We start from the raw sequence: 16555 nt of genomic DNA, 5'->3' as shown, positions 1-16555 counted from the left end.
ATTTTAATATACAAAAAGAAAGTTAAGATATAATTCTATTAAAACAAAAAAGTCAGGAATAAGTTAATGACGAATATAATCTTATGTGGTGGTAATGGTACAAGACTATGGCCAATAAGCAGAACTCTTATGCCAAAACAGTTTGTAAAATTATTTGAAGAAAAGTCATTATTCCAGTTAACGGTAGAAAGAAATTCTAAGGTTTGTGATAGTCAATTTATAGTTTCAAATACTGAGCAATATTTTTTAGCACTTGATCAACTTGAAGAGATAAATAAAACTAATAATAGATATCTTTTAGAACCCATAGGGAGAAATACAGCACCAGCCATTGCTTTGGCTTGTATGACTCTTAACCCTGATGAAATAGTATTAGTTACACCATCTGACCATCTTATAAAAGATGAATTAGAATATAAAAAAGTTTTAATTCAAGCTAAGAAGTTAGCACAAGAAGATAATCTTGTAACATTTGGAATAACTCCATCATTTGCTGAGACTGGTTTTGGGTATATTGAAGCTGATGAATTTAATGTGATAGCTTTTCATGAAAAGCCAGACTTTGACAAGGCTACTGAGTATTTTCAAGCTGGAAACTATTACTGGAACAGTGGCATGTTTTGTTTTAAAGCAGGGGCGTTTTTAGAAGAGCTTCAGAAATATTCTCCAGAAATTTATGTAGAATGTGAAAAAGCATTTAAGAATGCAAATAAAGAAAATATAGTTAGAATTAAACACGAAGATATGCTGAAAATACCAGAAGACTCCATAGATTATGCAGTAATGGAAAAATCTTCAAAAGTAAAAGTAATAGCTTCGGATATAGACTGGTCAGATGTTGGTAGTTTTGATGCTCTTTACGATGAACTTCCTAAAGATGAAAATGGCAATACTAAAAATGAAAACCTTATAAGCATAGACTCTAAAAACAACCTAGTCTATGGAAGCGATAGAAAAATTGCAACTATAGATATAGAAGATACTATCATTGTAGACACTGGCGATGCACTCTTGATCTCTAAAAAAGGTTCTTCTCAAAAAGTAAAAAAAGTTGTACAAAAACTAAAAGAGATGGGTTCAGAACTTCATAATATTCACTTAACTGGTCATAGACCATGGGGAAACTACACAGTTCTTGAAGACAGTCAAGGCTATAAGATAAAACGCATAGAAGTTAAATCTAAAAAAAGGCTATCTTTACAAAGTCATAAACATAGGAATGAACATTGGATTGTAGTAAGTGGTGTAGCAACTGTTAGTGTAAATGATAATACATTCATACTAAATCAGAATGAATCTACATACATTAAGGCAGGTGATATTCATAGACTATTAAATGATACTAATGAACTATTAGTTATTATTGAAGCACAAGTTGGTGAATATACTGGCGAAGATGATATATTAAGAATTGAAGATGATTATAAAAGGGATATTATATAAATGACTGATAAAAAAGTAGCATTAATAACAGGTATAACAGGTCAAGATGGAAGCTATTTAGCTGAATTTTTACTAAAAAAGGGTTACATAGTTCACGGTATGAAAAGAAGAAGTTCTATGTTTAATACTGACAGAATTGATCATTTATACCAAGATCCACATGTAGAGAACAGAAACCTTATTCTGCACTATGGTGATATGACAGATAGTATGAACATTACTCGTATTATCCAAGAAACTCAACCTGATGAAATTTATAATCTTGCAGCTATGAGCCATGTAGCAGTATCTTTTGAAACACCGGAGTATGTTGCAAATGCAGATGGTACAGGAACACTTAGAATACTTGAAGCTGTAAAGCTTTTAGGTCTAAGTAAAAAAACAAAAATATACCAAGCATCTACATCTGAGTTATACGGAAAGGTGCAAGAAACACCTCAAAGTGAAACAACACCTTTTTACCCAAGAAGTCCATATGCTGTTGCTAAAATGTACGCATATTGGATAACTATAAACTATAGAGAAGCTTATGGAATGTTTGCATGTAATGGAATCCTTTTCAATCATGAGTCACCAGTTAGAGGTGAGACATTTGTAACTAGAAAAATCACAAGAGCAGCTTCTAAAATAGCACTAGGGCTTCAAGATAAACTTTACCTTGGAAACCTTGACGCTAAACGTGACTGGGGACATGCTAAAGACTATGTTCGTATGATGTGGATGATACTTCAAGCTGACAAAGCAGAAGACTGGGTTATAGCTACTGGACAAACTACAACTGTAAGAGACTTTGTAAAAATGAGTTTCGCTTGTGCAGGTATAGAGTTAGAGTTTAAAGGTGTAGGCGTAGATGAAAAAGCTTACGTAGTATCTTGTTCAAACCATCAGTACCAAGTAGAAATAGGAAAAGAAGTAGTTTGTGTTGATCCTAAATACTTTAGACCAACAGAAGTTGATTTACTTCTTGGTGATCCAACTAAGGCAGAAACCAAACTAGGCTGGAGTAGAGAGTATAAACTAGAACAACTAGTAAACGATATGATGAAATCAGACCTAAAGCTTATGACAAAAGATGTTTACCTTCAAGATGGTGGATATAAGACTTTGAGCTATTTCGAATAATGAATAAAACTAGTAAAATATATATAGCAGGACACAGAGGTTTAGTAGGCTCTGCTATTGTAAAAAACTTACAAAGCAAAAGCTACACAAATCTAGTTTATAGAACTCATAAAGAACTAGACTTATTAAACCAGCAAGCAGTAGCAGACTTCTTTGAAAATGAAAAACCGGAGTATGTCATACTAGCGGCTGCGAAAGTAGGTGGAATAGTTGCAAACAACACTTACAGAGCAGACTTCATATATGAAAACTTACAAATTCAGAACAATGTTATTCACCAAAGCTATGTTCATGGAGTCACAAAACTACTTTTCCTAGGAAGTACTTGCATCTATCCAAAAAATGCACTACAACCTATGAAAGAAGACTCCCTGCTAACATCAGAACTAGAATACACAAATGAACCATATGCTATATCTAAAATAGCAGGTATAAAAATGTGTGAGTCTTACAACATACAATATGGAACTAACTTCATATCTGTAATGCCTACGAATTTATACGGACCAAACGATAACTTTGACTTAGAAACTTCTCATGTATTACCAGCATTACTTAGAAAGATGCACGAAGCAAAACTAAACAAAACTGCTCAAGTAGAAATCTGGGGAAGCGGTAAACCAAGACGTGAATTCCTTTACTCAGAAGATATGGCAGATGCTTGTGTGTTCTTACTTGAAAGTAGAGATGCAAAAGATACATACGATGATAAAGAGATAAGAAATACACATATCAACATTGGTACAGGGGTAGACATTTCCATCAAAGAATTAGCTCTTACTATTAAAAAAATAGTTGGGTTTAAAGGTGAACTATACTTCAACGATACTAAACCTGATGGCACGATGATAAAACTAACAGACCCCTCGAAACTTCACTCTCTTGGTTGGAAACATAAGGTTGAGCTTGAAGATGGGATTAAAATGATGTATAAATGGTATAACAATAATTTATGAAAAAGGCACTGTTTTTAGATAGAGATGGCGTGATCAATAAAGAGAAAAATTATTTATATAAAATAGATGAGTTTGAGTTTATTGATGGTGTATTTGAAACTTGCAGATATTTTCAAAAAATTGGTTATATAATAATTGTAATAACAAATCAAGCAGGAATAGCTAGAGGTAAATACACAGAAAAAGATTTTTATATATTAAATAAGTGGATGATAGAAAAATTTGCGAGAGAAAGTATTATAATAAGTGAAGTTTATTGTTGCCCTCATCATCCAGAATATGATATTATTTGTGAATGTCGTAAGCCAAGACCTAAAATGATATTAGATGCTAAAAAGAAGTTTAATATTGATTTAGATAAATCAATACTAGTTGGTGATAAGAATACTGATGTTGAGGCAGGTATAAATGCTAAAATAGGGAATAGTTATTTGATATCTACAGGGCATAAAATAGATAAAAATAAATTTAATATTAGAATATTAAATAATTTAATTGAACTAAAGGGTATTTTTGGATAAAAATAATATTAATATATTTATTCTTGCAGGTGGTTTTGGAACAAGACTCCGGAGTGTTGTAAATGATGTACCAAAGCCAATGGCTCCTATCCTCAATATTCCATTTTTAGAATATCAAATTAAAGAAATTAGAAAATATTTTCCAAGTAGTAGAATATACTTACTTACACATTATCTATCTGAAATTATTGAAGATTATTTTCGAAGTGATAAATCTATTATAGTATTAAAGGAAAAAAAACCACTTGGAACGGGTGGAAGTATTAAGAATGCAATAAATCAATTACAACTTATAGAATCTGAATCTATACTTGTATTTAATGGCGATACATATATAGCACCAGACTTAAATAGTATGGTTAAAAATTCTAAAAATAAAATATCTATCTTAGGCTCATTACAAAATAATTGTGATAGATATGGAACTTTAATAATAGAAAATAATTTTATCACAAACTTTAATGAAAAAAAGGTTGGAATAAATAATTCTTATATTAATGCTGGATGTTATTATTTTAATAATTTAGAATTTTTCACTAAAATTAAAGAAGAAATATTTGCAATAGAAGATAAGTTTAAAGAATATCTTTTAAATAAAAAAATAGATTTATTTAGATATCATGATATATTTATAGATATAGGAATTCCTGAAGATTATGATAAGATGATAAAATATATCAAGGATTTGAATAATGGAGAAAGATAAATATTTAATAAACATAAATGATACAATAGAATGTGCATTAATTAAAATAGATAATAACCACTTAGGTGTTATTTTTATAGAAGATAAAAACAAGGTTGTTGGCTGTGCAACAGATGGAGATATTAGACGATTTTTGTTAGAAAACAAAAATTTTGAATTACCAATAGTTAAGTGTATAAATCGAAACTTTGTATTTTTATTTCAAGATAATGGAACAAAAGAAAATATATTAAAGCTACTAGATACTAGAATTAAAGCAATACCAATTTTAGATAATAATCATAAATTCATATCAGTTACATCTCAAAAAAATATTAATTGGAATGAAAAAGAAAAAATAATTTCAAAAGCCAAATCTCCAGTAAGAATTAGTTTTGCTGGAGGTGGAACAGATTTAACTACTTACTTTACAGAGGAAGATGGTGTTGTTTTAAATACAACAATAAATAAATTTGCTCATGCAGTATTAGAAAAAAGAGATGATAATATAATTAAAATATTTTCCAATGATTTAAATATAAAAGTAGAATGTACCGATATAACAGAAGTTAATTTCAATGGGAAACTTGATTTGATTAAATCTGTAATTAAACTTTTAAATCCAGATTTTGGGTTTGAATTATATACATATAGTGATGTCCCCCCTGGTTCAGGACTAGGTGGTTCTGCTGTTTTACTTTCAGCAATAATTGGTACGTTTAATAATTTTAGAGAAAATAAATTTAATGATTATGAGATAGCTGAATTGGCATTTCATGCAGAAAGAGTAGAACTTGGATTATCGGGTGGTTGGCAAGATCAGTATGCTACTGTTTTTGGTGGATTTAGTTTTATGGAATTTAAAAACCATGAAAATATAGTTAATCCATTAAGAATATCTGATGATATACTTAACGAACTTGAAGACTCACTTGTCCTATGTTATACAGGATTAAACCATAATTCAGGTGATATTCATGATAATCAAAAAGATAATATGAAGAAGAGTGAGCAAAAAGAATTTGCTCAAATATCAAAGAATATAGCTTATGAGATGAAATCGAAACTATTGAAAGGTCAACTTGATAATTTTGGTGAATTATTACATAAAGCATGGGAAACAAAAAAACATTTTTCAGATAAAATAACAACACCTTTTTTAGATGATATTTATGAATTTGCTTTAGAAAATGGTGCATTAGGTGGAAAACTCTTAGGTGCAGGCGGTGGTGGGTATTTTTTATTTTATGTACCCACATTTTATAAAATTAAATTAATGAACGCTATTAGAGAAAGAGGTTTAAGTATAGAATCGTTTACCTTTGATAATATAGGGTTAAGAAGTTGGATTACTAAGGAAAAAATATGATAATAGAGCATGTTGAAATAGGTAAAAATGATAAAGTATTCATAATTGCTGAAATAGGAATGAATCATAATGGTATTTATGAGAATGCTATTAAAATGATAGATCAGGCTTCGCAAATGGGTGTAGATTGTGTTAAATTTCAAATGAGGAATTTAAAAGAGCTATATACTCAAGATGCACTAGATATGACTAGTAGTGATTTATCAACACAATATACAATGGGATTATTAGAAAAATTTGAATTAACTTTTGAACAATACAAGTCTATAGCGCAGTATGCAAAAAGTAAAAATTTAATTTTTATGTGTACTCCTTGGGATAAGTCAAGTGCAGATTTAATTGAAAAAATTGGTGTGCCAGCTTTTAAAACAGCATCTGCTGATATGACAAATTTTGATTTATTAGAGCATTTAGTTAATAAAAACTTACCCTTAATTCTTTCAACAGGCATGAGTAGAAAAGACGAGATAGATGAAACTGTTGAGTTTCTTACAAAATTAGATGCTAATTTTGCACTACTTCATTGTAATTCAACTTATCCAGCACCATTTAAAGACATCAATCTTAGATATTTAAATCGTTTAGAACAATATAGTATTCCAATTGGTTACTCAGGTCATGAAAGAGGAATAGCAATATCAATAGCTGCAGTCGCGATGGGAGCACAAATAATTGAACGACACTTTACACTTGATAGAAATATGGAAGGTCCAGATCATTCAGCTAGTTTAGAATATGCTGATTTTAAGAAACTAGTTGATGGGATTAGAGAAGTTGAGTTGTCTTTAGGAACTTCTAATGATAGAATAGTTACTCAAGGTGAACTAATTAATAGAGAAAATTTATCAAAAAGCATTTATGCTAAAAGTGATATTAAAGAGGGCGAAACTTTTGCAAAAGATATGTTTGAGATAAAAAGTCCTGGGCAAGGGCTGAATCCTCAATATTTAAATAAGATAATTGGATATAAAGCAATAAGAGATATTAAAAAAGGGAAAGCATTATTCAAATCTGATTTAGGTGGATTGATAAGAGCTAAAAAGAATTATAGTTTTAATAGAACTTGGGCATTACCCGTAAGATTTCACGATATTAATTCTTTAATGGAAAATACTAAACCGGATTCAGTAGAATTTCATATGAGTTTTAAAGATATCAAGGAAGATTTATCAAGGTTTTTAACACAAGAATATTCTTGTGAATATATTGTACATGCTCCAGAATTATTTGAAGATGATCATCTATTAGATCTTTGTACACCAAATGAAGAGTATAGAAAACTATCAATTGCACACTTACAAAGAGTTATTGATAAAACTTTAACTATGAAAAAGTATTTTCCAAGAACAAAAATACCTCAGATTGTAGTGCATTGTGGTGGGTTCACAAAAGATGAAATTATGCCATTTGAAGATAGAGATGTACATTATGCTAACCTTATTGATTCCGTTAAACAATTAAATTTAGATGGTATAGAATTATTGCCAGAAAATATGGCACCTTTTCCATGGCTTTTTGGAGGGCAAAGATACCAGAATATTTTTATAGATGCTGATGAAATTATAGATTTTTGTAACAAAACTAATTTAAAAATTTGTCAAGATATTTCACATTCACATCTCGCTTGTAATAAATTTGAATGGGATCATATAGAATATACAAGAAAACTTGCACCATACACAGCTCATTATCATATTTCTGATGGCACAGGTGTAGATGGAGAAGGGATTCAAATAGGTGATGGTAATGTAGATTTTGATAACATATATCCTATTATCAATGATTTGTCTCCAGAAGCATCCTTTATCCCTGAAGTTTGGCAAGGGCATAAAAATAATGGTGAAGGTTTTTGGGTAAGTCTTGAGCGAATGGAAAATAGAATATGATAAAAAAAGAGATTCAAGATTCTATTGAAGTAAAACATAAAATATTAAATGATAATAATTTAATAAAACAAATTGAGAATATAGCTAATGAATGTTTGAAATCGTTAATAAATGGTGGAAAAATAATTTTAGCTGGTAATGGAGGTAGTTTCGCAGATGCACAACATATATCAGCTGAATTTACTTCTAGGTATATTCTTGATAGAGATTCATTACCATCAATCTGTTTGGGAACTAATAATTCAGCAATAAGTGCCATAGCTAATGATTATGGCTATGACAAAGTATTTTCTAGAGAACTTTCATCAATTGGAAATCAAGATGACATATTTATAGCTATCACAACAAGTGGTAATAGTAAGAATATCATTGAAGCTATAAAAGTAGCAAACCAGAAGAAAATAAAAACTTTTGTTTTAACAGGTGAAGCACCCGTTGCTGTGAGCGACTTGTGCGAGTGTGTAAATGTCCCATCTAGAGTAACTGGAAGGATACAAGAGAGTCATATTCTTATAGGTCATATCGTTTGTGGAATTGTAGAAAGAGACTTTTTTAAGGATTTTAAATGAAAGTGTTAGCTTTAATTCCTGCTAGAGGTGGCTCAAAAGGAGTTCCTAAAAAAAATATAAAATTATTGGAAAACTTTCCATTGATTAGCTATACAATAGCTGCCGCAAAATTATCAAAAACGATAGATAAAGTTATTGTTAGTACGGATTCTAAAGAGATAGTAGATATCTCCTTAGAATATGATGCTGAAGTTCCTTTCTTAAGACCTGATAGAATATCCACTGATCATGCAACCGATATCGATTTTGTATTACACAGTTTAGAGTGGTTAGAAAAAAACGAAAATTATATTCCAGATTTAGTTGTACTATTAAGACCCACTACTCCTCTTAGAGATATTAAATATATTGATGATGCAATAGAATCCTTAAAAAATAATAATGTTGCTACTTCTTTGCGATCTTCACATGTAGTATCAGAATCACCTTTTAAATGGTTTTCATTAAGAAATGAGTTTTATACACCTATCTGCGAAAAATATAAGTTAGAAGATACGGAGAGACCAAGACAGTTTTTTCCTGATGTTTATATACCAAATGGATATGTAGATATATTAAGAACACAGTTTGTAAAAATGCATAATTCACTCTATGGAAATCATATTTTTGGGTTTATTACGCCTATGGGATATGAGGTTGATACTTTGGATGATTTTGAATATATTGAATTCCAAATCTCAAAAAAAGGTACCCCCTTATTTAAATATCTTAATAAAATCAAGGAGAATAAATAATGAAAATTCATTATGATTTAATACCAGAAAAAACAAAAAATATAGAAACGAAACATAGAAAAGTTTGTTCACCAATACCACATCCCGACTCAATTGAGATAATGAATGACTTGAGACTTTATGAAACAGATTCTATGCATGATCAATTACCGATATTATGGGATAGTGCAAAAGATTATCAGATATTTGATGGCTATGGAAATTGTTTTATTGATTTAACATCAACAATATTTGTAGCAAATATAGGACACTCACATCCTAGAGTTGTGGAAGCAATAGAGAATAGTTGTAAAAAGAATTTATTGAACAATTATTATTACCCATCTTTAGAAAGAAGAGACTTTGTTAAAAAATTAATAGAAGTGACCCCAAAACAATTGGATAAATGTATTTTGTATACAACAGGTTCAGAAACAACAGAAGCCGCATTTAAAACAATGAGACAAAATGGAAGAAAAATAGACAATGATAAAATTGTTATTTTGAGTTTTGATGGTTCATTTCATGGAAAAACTACTGGTTCACAGCAATTAGGTGGAAAAGAAGGTGGAAAAGAGTGGATTGTAAACCAAGATAAAGACATCTATCATTTACCTTTTCCAACTGAATGGTATGTTAAAGACAGTTTATTGGATGCTGGAGAATTATTTTTAAGAGATCTAAAAACATTAGAAGAAAATGGCTTAAACTTAAAAAATATCGCTGGAATTATAATGGAGTCATATCAAGGATGGGGAGCATTATTTTATCCACAATCTTATATAGATGCTATGGTTATATGGGCAAAAGAAAATAAAACACTTATCACCGTAGATGAAGTTCAAGCAGGCTTTGGTAGAACGGGGAAATTGTTTGGTTTTCAACATTATAATATGGAACCTGATATTGTTTGTATGGGAAAAGCTATATCTTCAAGTTTACCTTTATCTGCAATTATAGGAAGAGCAAATATACTAAATATTGATCCATCTATGAATAGTACTCATGGTGGTAATCCATTAGCTTGTTCTGCATCATTAGCATCACTTAATGTATTAATAGATGAAAAACTAGTAGAACAATCTAAAGTAAAAGGTAAAATGCTAGAAAAAAAACTATTATCATTCCAAAAAGAATTTCCTGAAATTATTTCATATATAAGTTGTAAAGGTTTAGTTGCAGCAGTATTTTTTGTGAAGCTTGGAACAAATGAACTTGATATTGAATTAGTAGATAGTTTAATATATAGAGCAATGTTAAAAGGTGTAAATTCAGTAAGAACATTATCTGGTACTATTAAACTAGGACCACCATTATCAATTCCAATGGATGCCTTAAGTGAAGCAATTGATGTTTATAAAGAATGTTTAATAGAGCTGTTAGAAGAAAGAAACAATGTTTAAACTTAGACATATAGGTATTGTAGTAAGAAATTTAAAAGATTCTGTTGCATTTTATAAAGATTTATTTGATTTAGAAGTTCAAAAAGAGATGATAGAAGAAGGTAAATATATCGATGAATTAGTTGCTATTAAAGATGCATCTATTAGTTGGACTAAATTAAAAGCTAAAGATGGTACGGTTCTTGAATTATTAGAATACCAAAACACTATAAAACAAGAAAAAAACAACTATGCAGCAAACAGACTAGGTTGTTCACATATTGCGGTGAGTGTAAAAAATATTGATGAAATTTACGAAAAACTACAAAAGTATAATTGTAAATGTAATAGTAAGCCATTATTTTCACCTGACGGAAATGTTAAAGTGATGTATGGTCATGATATAGATGGTACGATTTTAGAAGTAGTAGAGGAATTAAAATGATAAAATGCCCGGTTTGCGATACAAAGACAGATGAAGTTTTAACAGATAAGTTGAGAAGAGGACTTGGGAAAGTATATTATTGTAAGGATTGTGATTTAGGTTTCTTACAAAATATGATAATTGATACAAAAGATTATTATGATAATGAGTATAGAAAAGAATACTCACATAAAGCTGAAGAAAACGAAACAAATGCAGAAGAGATATTTGATATTTATGTTAATTATCAAAAAGAAAGAATTGATGCACTAAATAAATATAAAAACAATGATGACTCATTTTTAGAGATTGGTTCATCAGCAGGACAGTTTTTATCTCATATAAAAGATAAATTTAAATCTATAAATGCTATTGAGTTAGACTCTAATTGTTGTAAATTTGTCGAGGAAAAATTTAAAATAGCAACAGATAGTAACTATTTAGAAGAATCTAAATTTAATATAAAGGACAATTTTAGTGTAGTTAGTGCCTTCCAAGTATTGGAACATACCCCTGATCCTATAAGTTTTTTAAAAACTATTCATCATGTTCTAGAAGATGATGGTATAGCTTTAATTGAGGTTCCAAATTTATACGATCCATTAATTTCGGTATGGGATGTACCTGCATATAATACATTTTATTATCATTCAGCACATAGCTTTTATTTTTCAGAAAAATCATTAAGTATTATTGCAAAAAAAGCAGAATTTGAAGTTCTAGATTTTGTTTATACTCAGGATTACAATATTTTAAATCATATTAACTGGATACTTAATGATTCACCACAAAATGATTGTGTTGGGGGATTAAATAAACCATCACTTCAAGGAAAAGATCCTGAAATTACAAATTGGCTAAACAATGAACTGAATTTACTAAATGAAAAATATTTCGAAAAATTAGCAGAATCAAAAAAAACATCAAACATATTAATGGTGGTGAAAAAATGAAAAAACTAGGAATAATGCAAGGAAGATTGCTTCCAAAATATAAAAATAGATACCAGGCACATCCAGTTCAATACTGGCAAGCAGAATTTAATATTGCTAAAGAATTAGGACTTAATCAAGTTGAATTTATTTTGGATTATAACGAATATGAAAATAATCCACTAATGTCTACAGATGGAATAAAAAAGATAAAAGAAACAATTAAAAGTACAGGAACAGATGTAAAATCTATATGTGCAGATTACTTTATGGAAGCACCATTTCATTCAAAACATCAAAAACAGAGTGAAAAAATACTAAAAAGATTAATAACAAATATTAAATCTTTAAATATAGTTGATATAGTAATTCCATGTGTTGATCAGTCGACATTGAAGAATAAGAAAGATATGGATATGCTTGTAGAATCAATCAACAAAGTATTGCCACTAGCAAAAAAACATGGAATATATATTAATTTTGAAACAGATTTGTCCCCAGATAGATTTAAAGAGTTATTAGGTAAATTTAATTCAAAGAATATAAAAGTAAACTATGATATAGGAAATTCTGCGGCATTAGGGTATTCTCCAAAAGAAGAGTTTAAAGCATATGGTGAGTATATATCAGATTTACATATAAAAGATAGAGTTTTAAATGGTGCCTCAGTAAAACTTGGAACTGGTAATGCTGACTTTGAAACAGTATTTAAATTACTTAAAAAATACAAATTTAATGGAAATATTATAATGCAAGCGGCAAAAGATGATTCTTATATTGATGATTTATCTATGCTAAAAGAACAAAAGAAATTTATTTCTAAATATATTAAAAAGTATTTATAAAAAATGAATAAAAAAGTAGCCTTAGTAACAGGTTCTAGCAAAGGAATAGGTAAAGGTATAGCTAAAATTTTAGTTGAAAACGATTATATTGTTTACATTAATGGTCGTGATTCTAAAGACTTAGAAAATTCAGCTAAAGAGTTAGAGAATAAAGTTAAGACAATAAAAGCGGATTTGTCAGATGATAAAAATATTCAAGAGGCTATAAAAAATATTATTAAAACTGAAAAAAGGCTTGATCTTGTCGTCTCAAATATTGGAAGTGGGAAGTCAATAATGGGTTGGGATGTGAGTATAGAAGAACATAAAAGAGTTTTTGATGTCAATTTCTTTAGTGCTGTATCTTTAGCAAATCATAGTATTAAAGCGATGAAAAATAGTAGAGGGCATATTATATTTATAGCATCTATAGCAGGATGTGAATCAATAGGTGCACCTATAGCGTATAGTAGTGCAAAAACAGCCTTGTATAGTTTTGCCAAAGCTTTGTCAAAAAATATTGCTAAATTGAATATACGAGTAAATACTATTTCCCCTGGTAATGTTATGTTTGAGGGTAGTACGTGGGATGATAAAATTAAAAATGATAAAATATCAGTTGAAACTTACATCCAAAATAATGTACCGCTTAATACTTTTGCTACACCTAGTGATATAGCTAAAACAGTTATGTTTTTAGAGGAAAGTGATTTTATAACAGGATCAAATATTGTTGTCGATGGTGGACAGCTAAATAAAATAATATAAGTGATAATATGAAAATAGCAATAGTATCATTAGATCAAGTTTGGGAAGATAAAGATAAAAATTTTCATAATTGTTTAGAATATATTAAATTAGCATTAAAAGAAGATGTTAAATTAATTATTTTTCCTGAAATGACATTAACTGGATTTTCTACAAATATCTCATATTCAGCAGAAAATAAAAAAGAAAGTATTACTTTACGAAGAATGTCAAAACTGGCAAAAGATAATAAAATAGCTATTTTATTTGGAGCTGTTATAAAAAGTAAAAGCAGAGCTACAAATAACAGTTTCTTTATATCAGATAAGGGAAAAGTAATAGGTCAATATACAAAAATACATCCATTTACTTTTGCCAACGAAGATAAATATTTTAAAGCAGGTAAAAAGCTAGAGATAGTAACTTATAAAAATTATAATTTTGGTTTAACAATTTGTTATGACTTGAGATTTCCTGAGTTATACAGTTCGCTTTCAAAAAAATCAGATGTTATTATAAATATTGCTAATTGGCCAAAATTAAGACTTAATCATTGGGAAACCTTATTAAAAGCAAGAGCTATCGAAAATCAAATTTATTTAGTAGGTGTAAATAGAACAGGTATAGATGGAAATAATTTAGAGTATGAAGAAAGTAGTAATATTTTTGATGCAAATGGTGATGTGTTGTCATTTAAAGGTATAAAAGATATGAAAGTATATGATATAAATAAAGATTTTACTAGAATTTTTAAAGATAAATTCAATACTACTAATGATAGAAAAATAAAATTATATAAAAACTCAATATAGGATAAAAAATGAATGCAATAGAAAATTTTAATTTAAAAAGTAACCTTGCAATTATTACAGGTGGTGCAGGACTTCTTGGAAGAAAACATATAGAAGCTTTACTTGAAGCAGATGCAGATGTAATAGTTTTTGATATCAATGATAAAGCATTAGAAGAAGTAAAAGAATATTGTTTAGACAAATACAAAAAAGAAATTTTAATACTAAATGTAAATATAACTAAAGAAAATGAATTAGAAAAAGCAAAAGAGGTAATATTTGATAAATATAATAAATACCCAGATATTTTGATTAACAATGCAGCAATAGACCCTAAATTTGAAAAAAATAGTAAAGTAAACAAATCAAGATTTGAGAATTTTGAATTAAATCAATGGAACTTAGAAATATCTGTTGGGCTTACTGGGGCTATGTTATGTAGTAAAACTTTTGGATACGAGATGGCAAAAAATAATAAAGGTGTAATTTTAAATATAGCATCTGACCTTGGTGTAATTGCTCCTGATCAAAGACTATATAAACAGGATGGACTAAGTGATGAGGAACAAAATGTTAAACCTGTAACATACTCTGTTATTAAACATGGATTAATAGGTCTAACAAAATATATAGCAACCTATTGGGCAGATAAGGGAGTAAGATGTAATGCTTTTGCACCAGGTGGTGTATTTAATAATCATCCTGATGATTTTTTAGAAAAAGTAACGAACTTAATACCTATGAAGAGAATGGCCAATATAGATGAATATAAATCATCTATACTTTTTTTATGTAGTGATGCTAGTAGTTATATGAATGGAGCAACACTTAATATGGATGGTGGTAGAAGTGTTTGGTAAATTAATTAGTGAAAATAAAAAATGGGGTGGGATGAAATGAAAAAAATTATATTAATAGATTTAAATTGTATATTGATAGATTCTCTATCTAAATCTAAACTATTGGAGATTGATACTATTATTATTGGTTTTGATTCCAAGATCAGTTATATTAAAGAAAAATATAAAGTTAAAAATGTTTTTAGTATGGAGAGCATTAATGAATTTTATATTACAGAAGATATTAACCTAGATTATGATTTAATAAAAAACTTTCGAGATACACAGCTTAAAGTAGAACATTTTTTCTCTCGTGTAACTACTGATATAAATAGTATTCAATACATTTACTATAGTGCTTTAAGTTATTGGTATGAAAAATTTAAATCAGATGATATATATGCTGTATTTTCAGCGGGTTTAGAATATGGATCTACTTTTGATACTGTAATATATGATATAGCAAAAAAATATAATAAGAAAGTGCTTATAATGGAAGTTGCTATGGATAATGGGACTATCAGTGCAAATCAATTATTTAATTATGTAACTAAGAAATATATGAAAATTAATCCTATTAGTAATGGTCTAAAACCATTAAATGTAAACGATTTTTTATTTAATGCCCATAAGATAGTACCAAATATAAAGAGTAAATCTATGAAGGATTTAGTACGTAAAATTCTCAATAAAGTTGGTGGTTATTTATTAATTAATTTTATTAATCAATTACTGGGTAGATTTAGAAGTATCCATCATTCTTTTGAAGTAAGTTATTGGACGTATCTAAAAAATTATTTATATACTAAGAACTTATCTAAATATTATAAGTTGAAATGTGTTGAAATTGATACAAATAAAAAATATATTTATTATTCTTTACATGTTGAACCTGAAGCATCAACTCTAGCAAGAGTTGCTTTTTATAATCAATTAGTAATTATAAAAACAATTTCTCAATGCTTACCAGATGGATGGATATTATATGTTAAAGATCATCCTCACCAATCTAAAGACTTAAATAATGCATCAAGGTATTATTTTTTAACAACAATAGAAAAATTTAGAACGAAAAGATTTTATGATGAAATAAGTAAATTAAAAAATGTATATTTATTGAGTCTTGAAGTTGATAGTAAGATTATCGTAAAGCATGCACAAGCAATAGCTTGTATAAATGGAACAGTAATCGTAGAATCTATTAATAATAATAAGCCTTTATTGATATTTTCCCAAGAAACTACACCGTTTACAAATGTTGAAGGAGTTAATGATATTAATAATTTATCAGAATGTAGATTAGCTATCAACAGAATAGAATTTGACAATAAAATAAATTATACTAATTATAC

General features: G+C 28.6%; 17 protein-coding genes. All 17 read left to right on the top strand.

Annotation, left to right across the window (positions count from 1 at the left end):
* Positions 1-66 precede the first annotated feature (66 nt).
* Complete coding sequence (locus QZZ48_RS01805) at positions 67-1443, top strand: mannose-1-phosphate guanylyltransferase/mannose-6-phosphate isomerase (RefSeq protein WP_294961230.1); 1377 nt, start codon at positions 67-69, stop codon at positions 1441-1443.
* Positions 1444-2565, top strand: a complete 1122-nt coding sequence (gene gmd / locus QZZ48_RS01800) for a GDP-mannose 4,6-dehydratase (RefSeq protein ID WP_294961227.1) — start codon at positions 1444-1446, stop codon at positions 2563-2565. It abuts the gene before it with no gap.
* The gene (locus QZZ48_RS01795) at positions 2565-3521 is read left to right on the top strand and encodes a GDP-L-fucose synthase (RefSeq protein WP_294961225.1); all 957 of its coding nucleotides are present in this window, start codon (positions 2565-2567) and stop codon (positions 3519-3521) included. The genes gmd and QZZ48_RS01795 overlap by 1 nt, the downstream gene beginning before the upstream one ends.
* The gene (gene gmhB, locus QZZ48_RS01790; RefSeq protein WP_294961223.1) at positions 3518-4042 is read left to right on the top strand and encodes a D-glycero-beta-D-manno-heptose 1,7-bisphosphate 7-phosphatase; all 525 of its coding nucleotides are present in this window, start codon (positions 3518-3520) and stop codon (positions 4040-4042) included. The genes QZZ48_RS01795 and gmhB overlap by 4 nt, the downstream gene beginning before the upstream one ends.
* A complete protein-coding gene (locus QZZ48_RS01785; protein WP_294961221.1) occupies positions 4035-4748 on the top strand; it encodes a sugar phosphate nucleotidyltransferase in 714 nt (237 codons plus the stop codon). Before gmhB ends, QZZ48_RS01785 begins: the two co-directional genes overlap by 8 nt.
* Complete coding sequence (locus QZZ48_RS01780) at positions 4735-6096, top strand: CBS domain-containing protein (protein ID WP_294961219.1); 1362 nt, start codon at positions 4735-4737, stop codon at positions 6094-6096. Before QZZ48_RS01785 ends, QZZ48_RS01780 begins: the two co-directional genes overlap by 14 nt.
* Positions 6093-7982: an N-acetylneuraminate synthase family protein gene (locus tag QZZ48_RS01775; protein ID WP_294961217.1), complete on the top strand. Its 1890-nt coding sequence runs from the start codon at positions 6093-6095 to the stop codon at positions 7980-7982. The genes QZZ48_RS01780 and QZZ48_RS01775 overlap by 4 nt, the downstream gene beginning before the upstream one ends.
* Entirely contained in the window at positions 7979-8551 is a 573-nt protein-coding gene (locus QZZ48_RS01770; RefSeq protein ID WP_294961214.1) for an SIS domain-containing protein, read from the top strand. Before QZZ48_RS01775 ends, QZZ48_RS01770 begins: the two co-directional genes overlap by 4 nt.
* Positions 8548-9285 (top strand): acylneuraminate cytidylyltransferase family protein, encoded by a 738-nt coding sequence (locus tag QZZ48_RS01765; protein ID WP_294961211.1) that lies wholly within the window; start codon positions 8548-8550, stop codon positions 9283-9285. The genes QZZ48_RS01770 and QZZ48_RS01765 overlap by 4 nt, the downstream gene beginning before the upstream one ends.
* Positions 9285-10667, top strand: coding sequence for an aspartate aminotransferase family protein (locus tag QZZ48_RS01760; protein ID WP_294961209.1), 1383 nt, complete (start codon positions 9285-9287; stop codon positions 10665-10667). The genes QZZ48_RS01765 and QZZ48_RS01760 overlap by 1 nt, the downstream gene beginning before the upstream one ends.
* On the top strand, positions 10660-11091 hold the full coding sequence (locus QZZ48_RS01755) for a VOC family protein (RefSeq protein ID WP_294961207.1): 432 nt from the start codon (positions 10660-10662) through the stop codon (positions 11089-11091). Before QZZ48_RS01760 ends, QZZ48_RS01755 begins: the two co-directional genes overlap by 8 nt.
* Positions 11088-12023, top strand: coding sequence for a class I SAM-dependent methyltransferase (locus tag QZZ48_RS01750; RefSeq protein ID WP_294961204.1), 936 nt, complete (start codon positions 11088-11090; stop codon positions 12021-12023). Before QZZ48_RS01755 ends, QZZ48_RS01750 begins: the two co-directional genes overlap by 4 nt.
* Positions 12020-12847, top strand: coding sequence for a sugar phosphate isomerase/epimerase family protein (locus QZZ48_RS01745; protein ID WP_294961200.1), 828 nt, complete (start codon positions 12020-12022; stop codon positions 12845-12847). The genes QZZ48_RS01750 and QZZ48_RS01745 overlap by 4 nt, the downstream gene beginning before the upstream one ends.
* Before the next feature lie 3 nt (positions 12848-12850).
* Positions 12851-13594, top strand: coding sequence for an SDR family oxidoreductase (locus QZZ48_RS01740; RefSeq protein ID WP_294961199.1), 744 nt, complete (start codon positions 12851-12853; stop codon positions 13592-13594).
* Between the two features lie 8 nt (positions 13595-13602).
* Positions 13603-14385, top strand: a complete 783-nt coding sequence (locus QZZ48_RS01735; protein WP_294961196.1) for a nitrilase-related carbon-nitrogen hydrolase — start codon at positions 13603-13605, stop codon at positions 14383-14385.
* 8 nt (positions 14386-14393) lie between these two features.
* Positions 14394-15224: an SDR family oxidoreductase gene (locus QZZ48_RS01730; protein ID WP_294961193.1), complete on the top strand. Its 831-nt coding sequence runs from the start codon at positions 14394-14396 to the stop codon at positions 15222-15224.
* A 36-nt stretch (positions 15225-15260) separates the two neighbouring features.
* Positions 15261-16555: hypothetical protein (locus QZZ48_RS01725; protein WP_294961190.1), on the top strand; the 1295-nt coding region annotated here is incomplete at its 3' end.

Source organism: Sulfurimonas sp., from assembly GCF_016744025.1.
Taxonomy (GTDB): Bacteria; Campylobacterota; Campylobacteria; order Campylobacterales; family Sulfurimonadaceae; genus Sulfurimonas.
The sequence above is the reverse complement of the archived record's forward strand: the minus strand, read 5'-3'. Positions and strand labels throughout refer to the sequence as shown.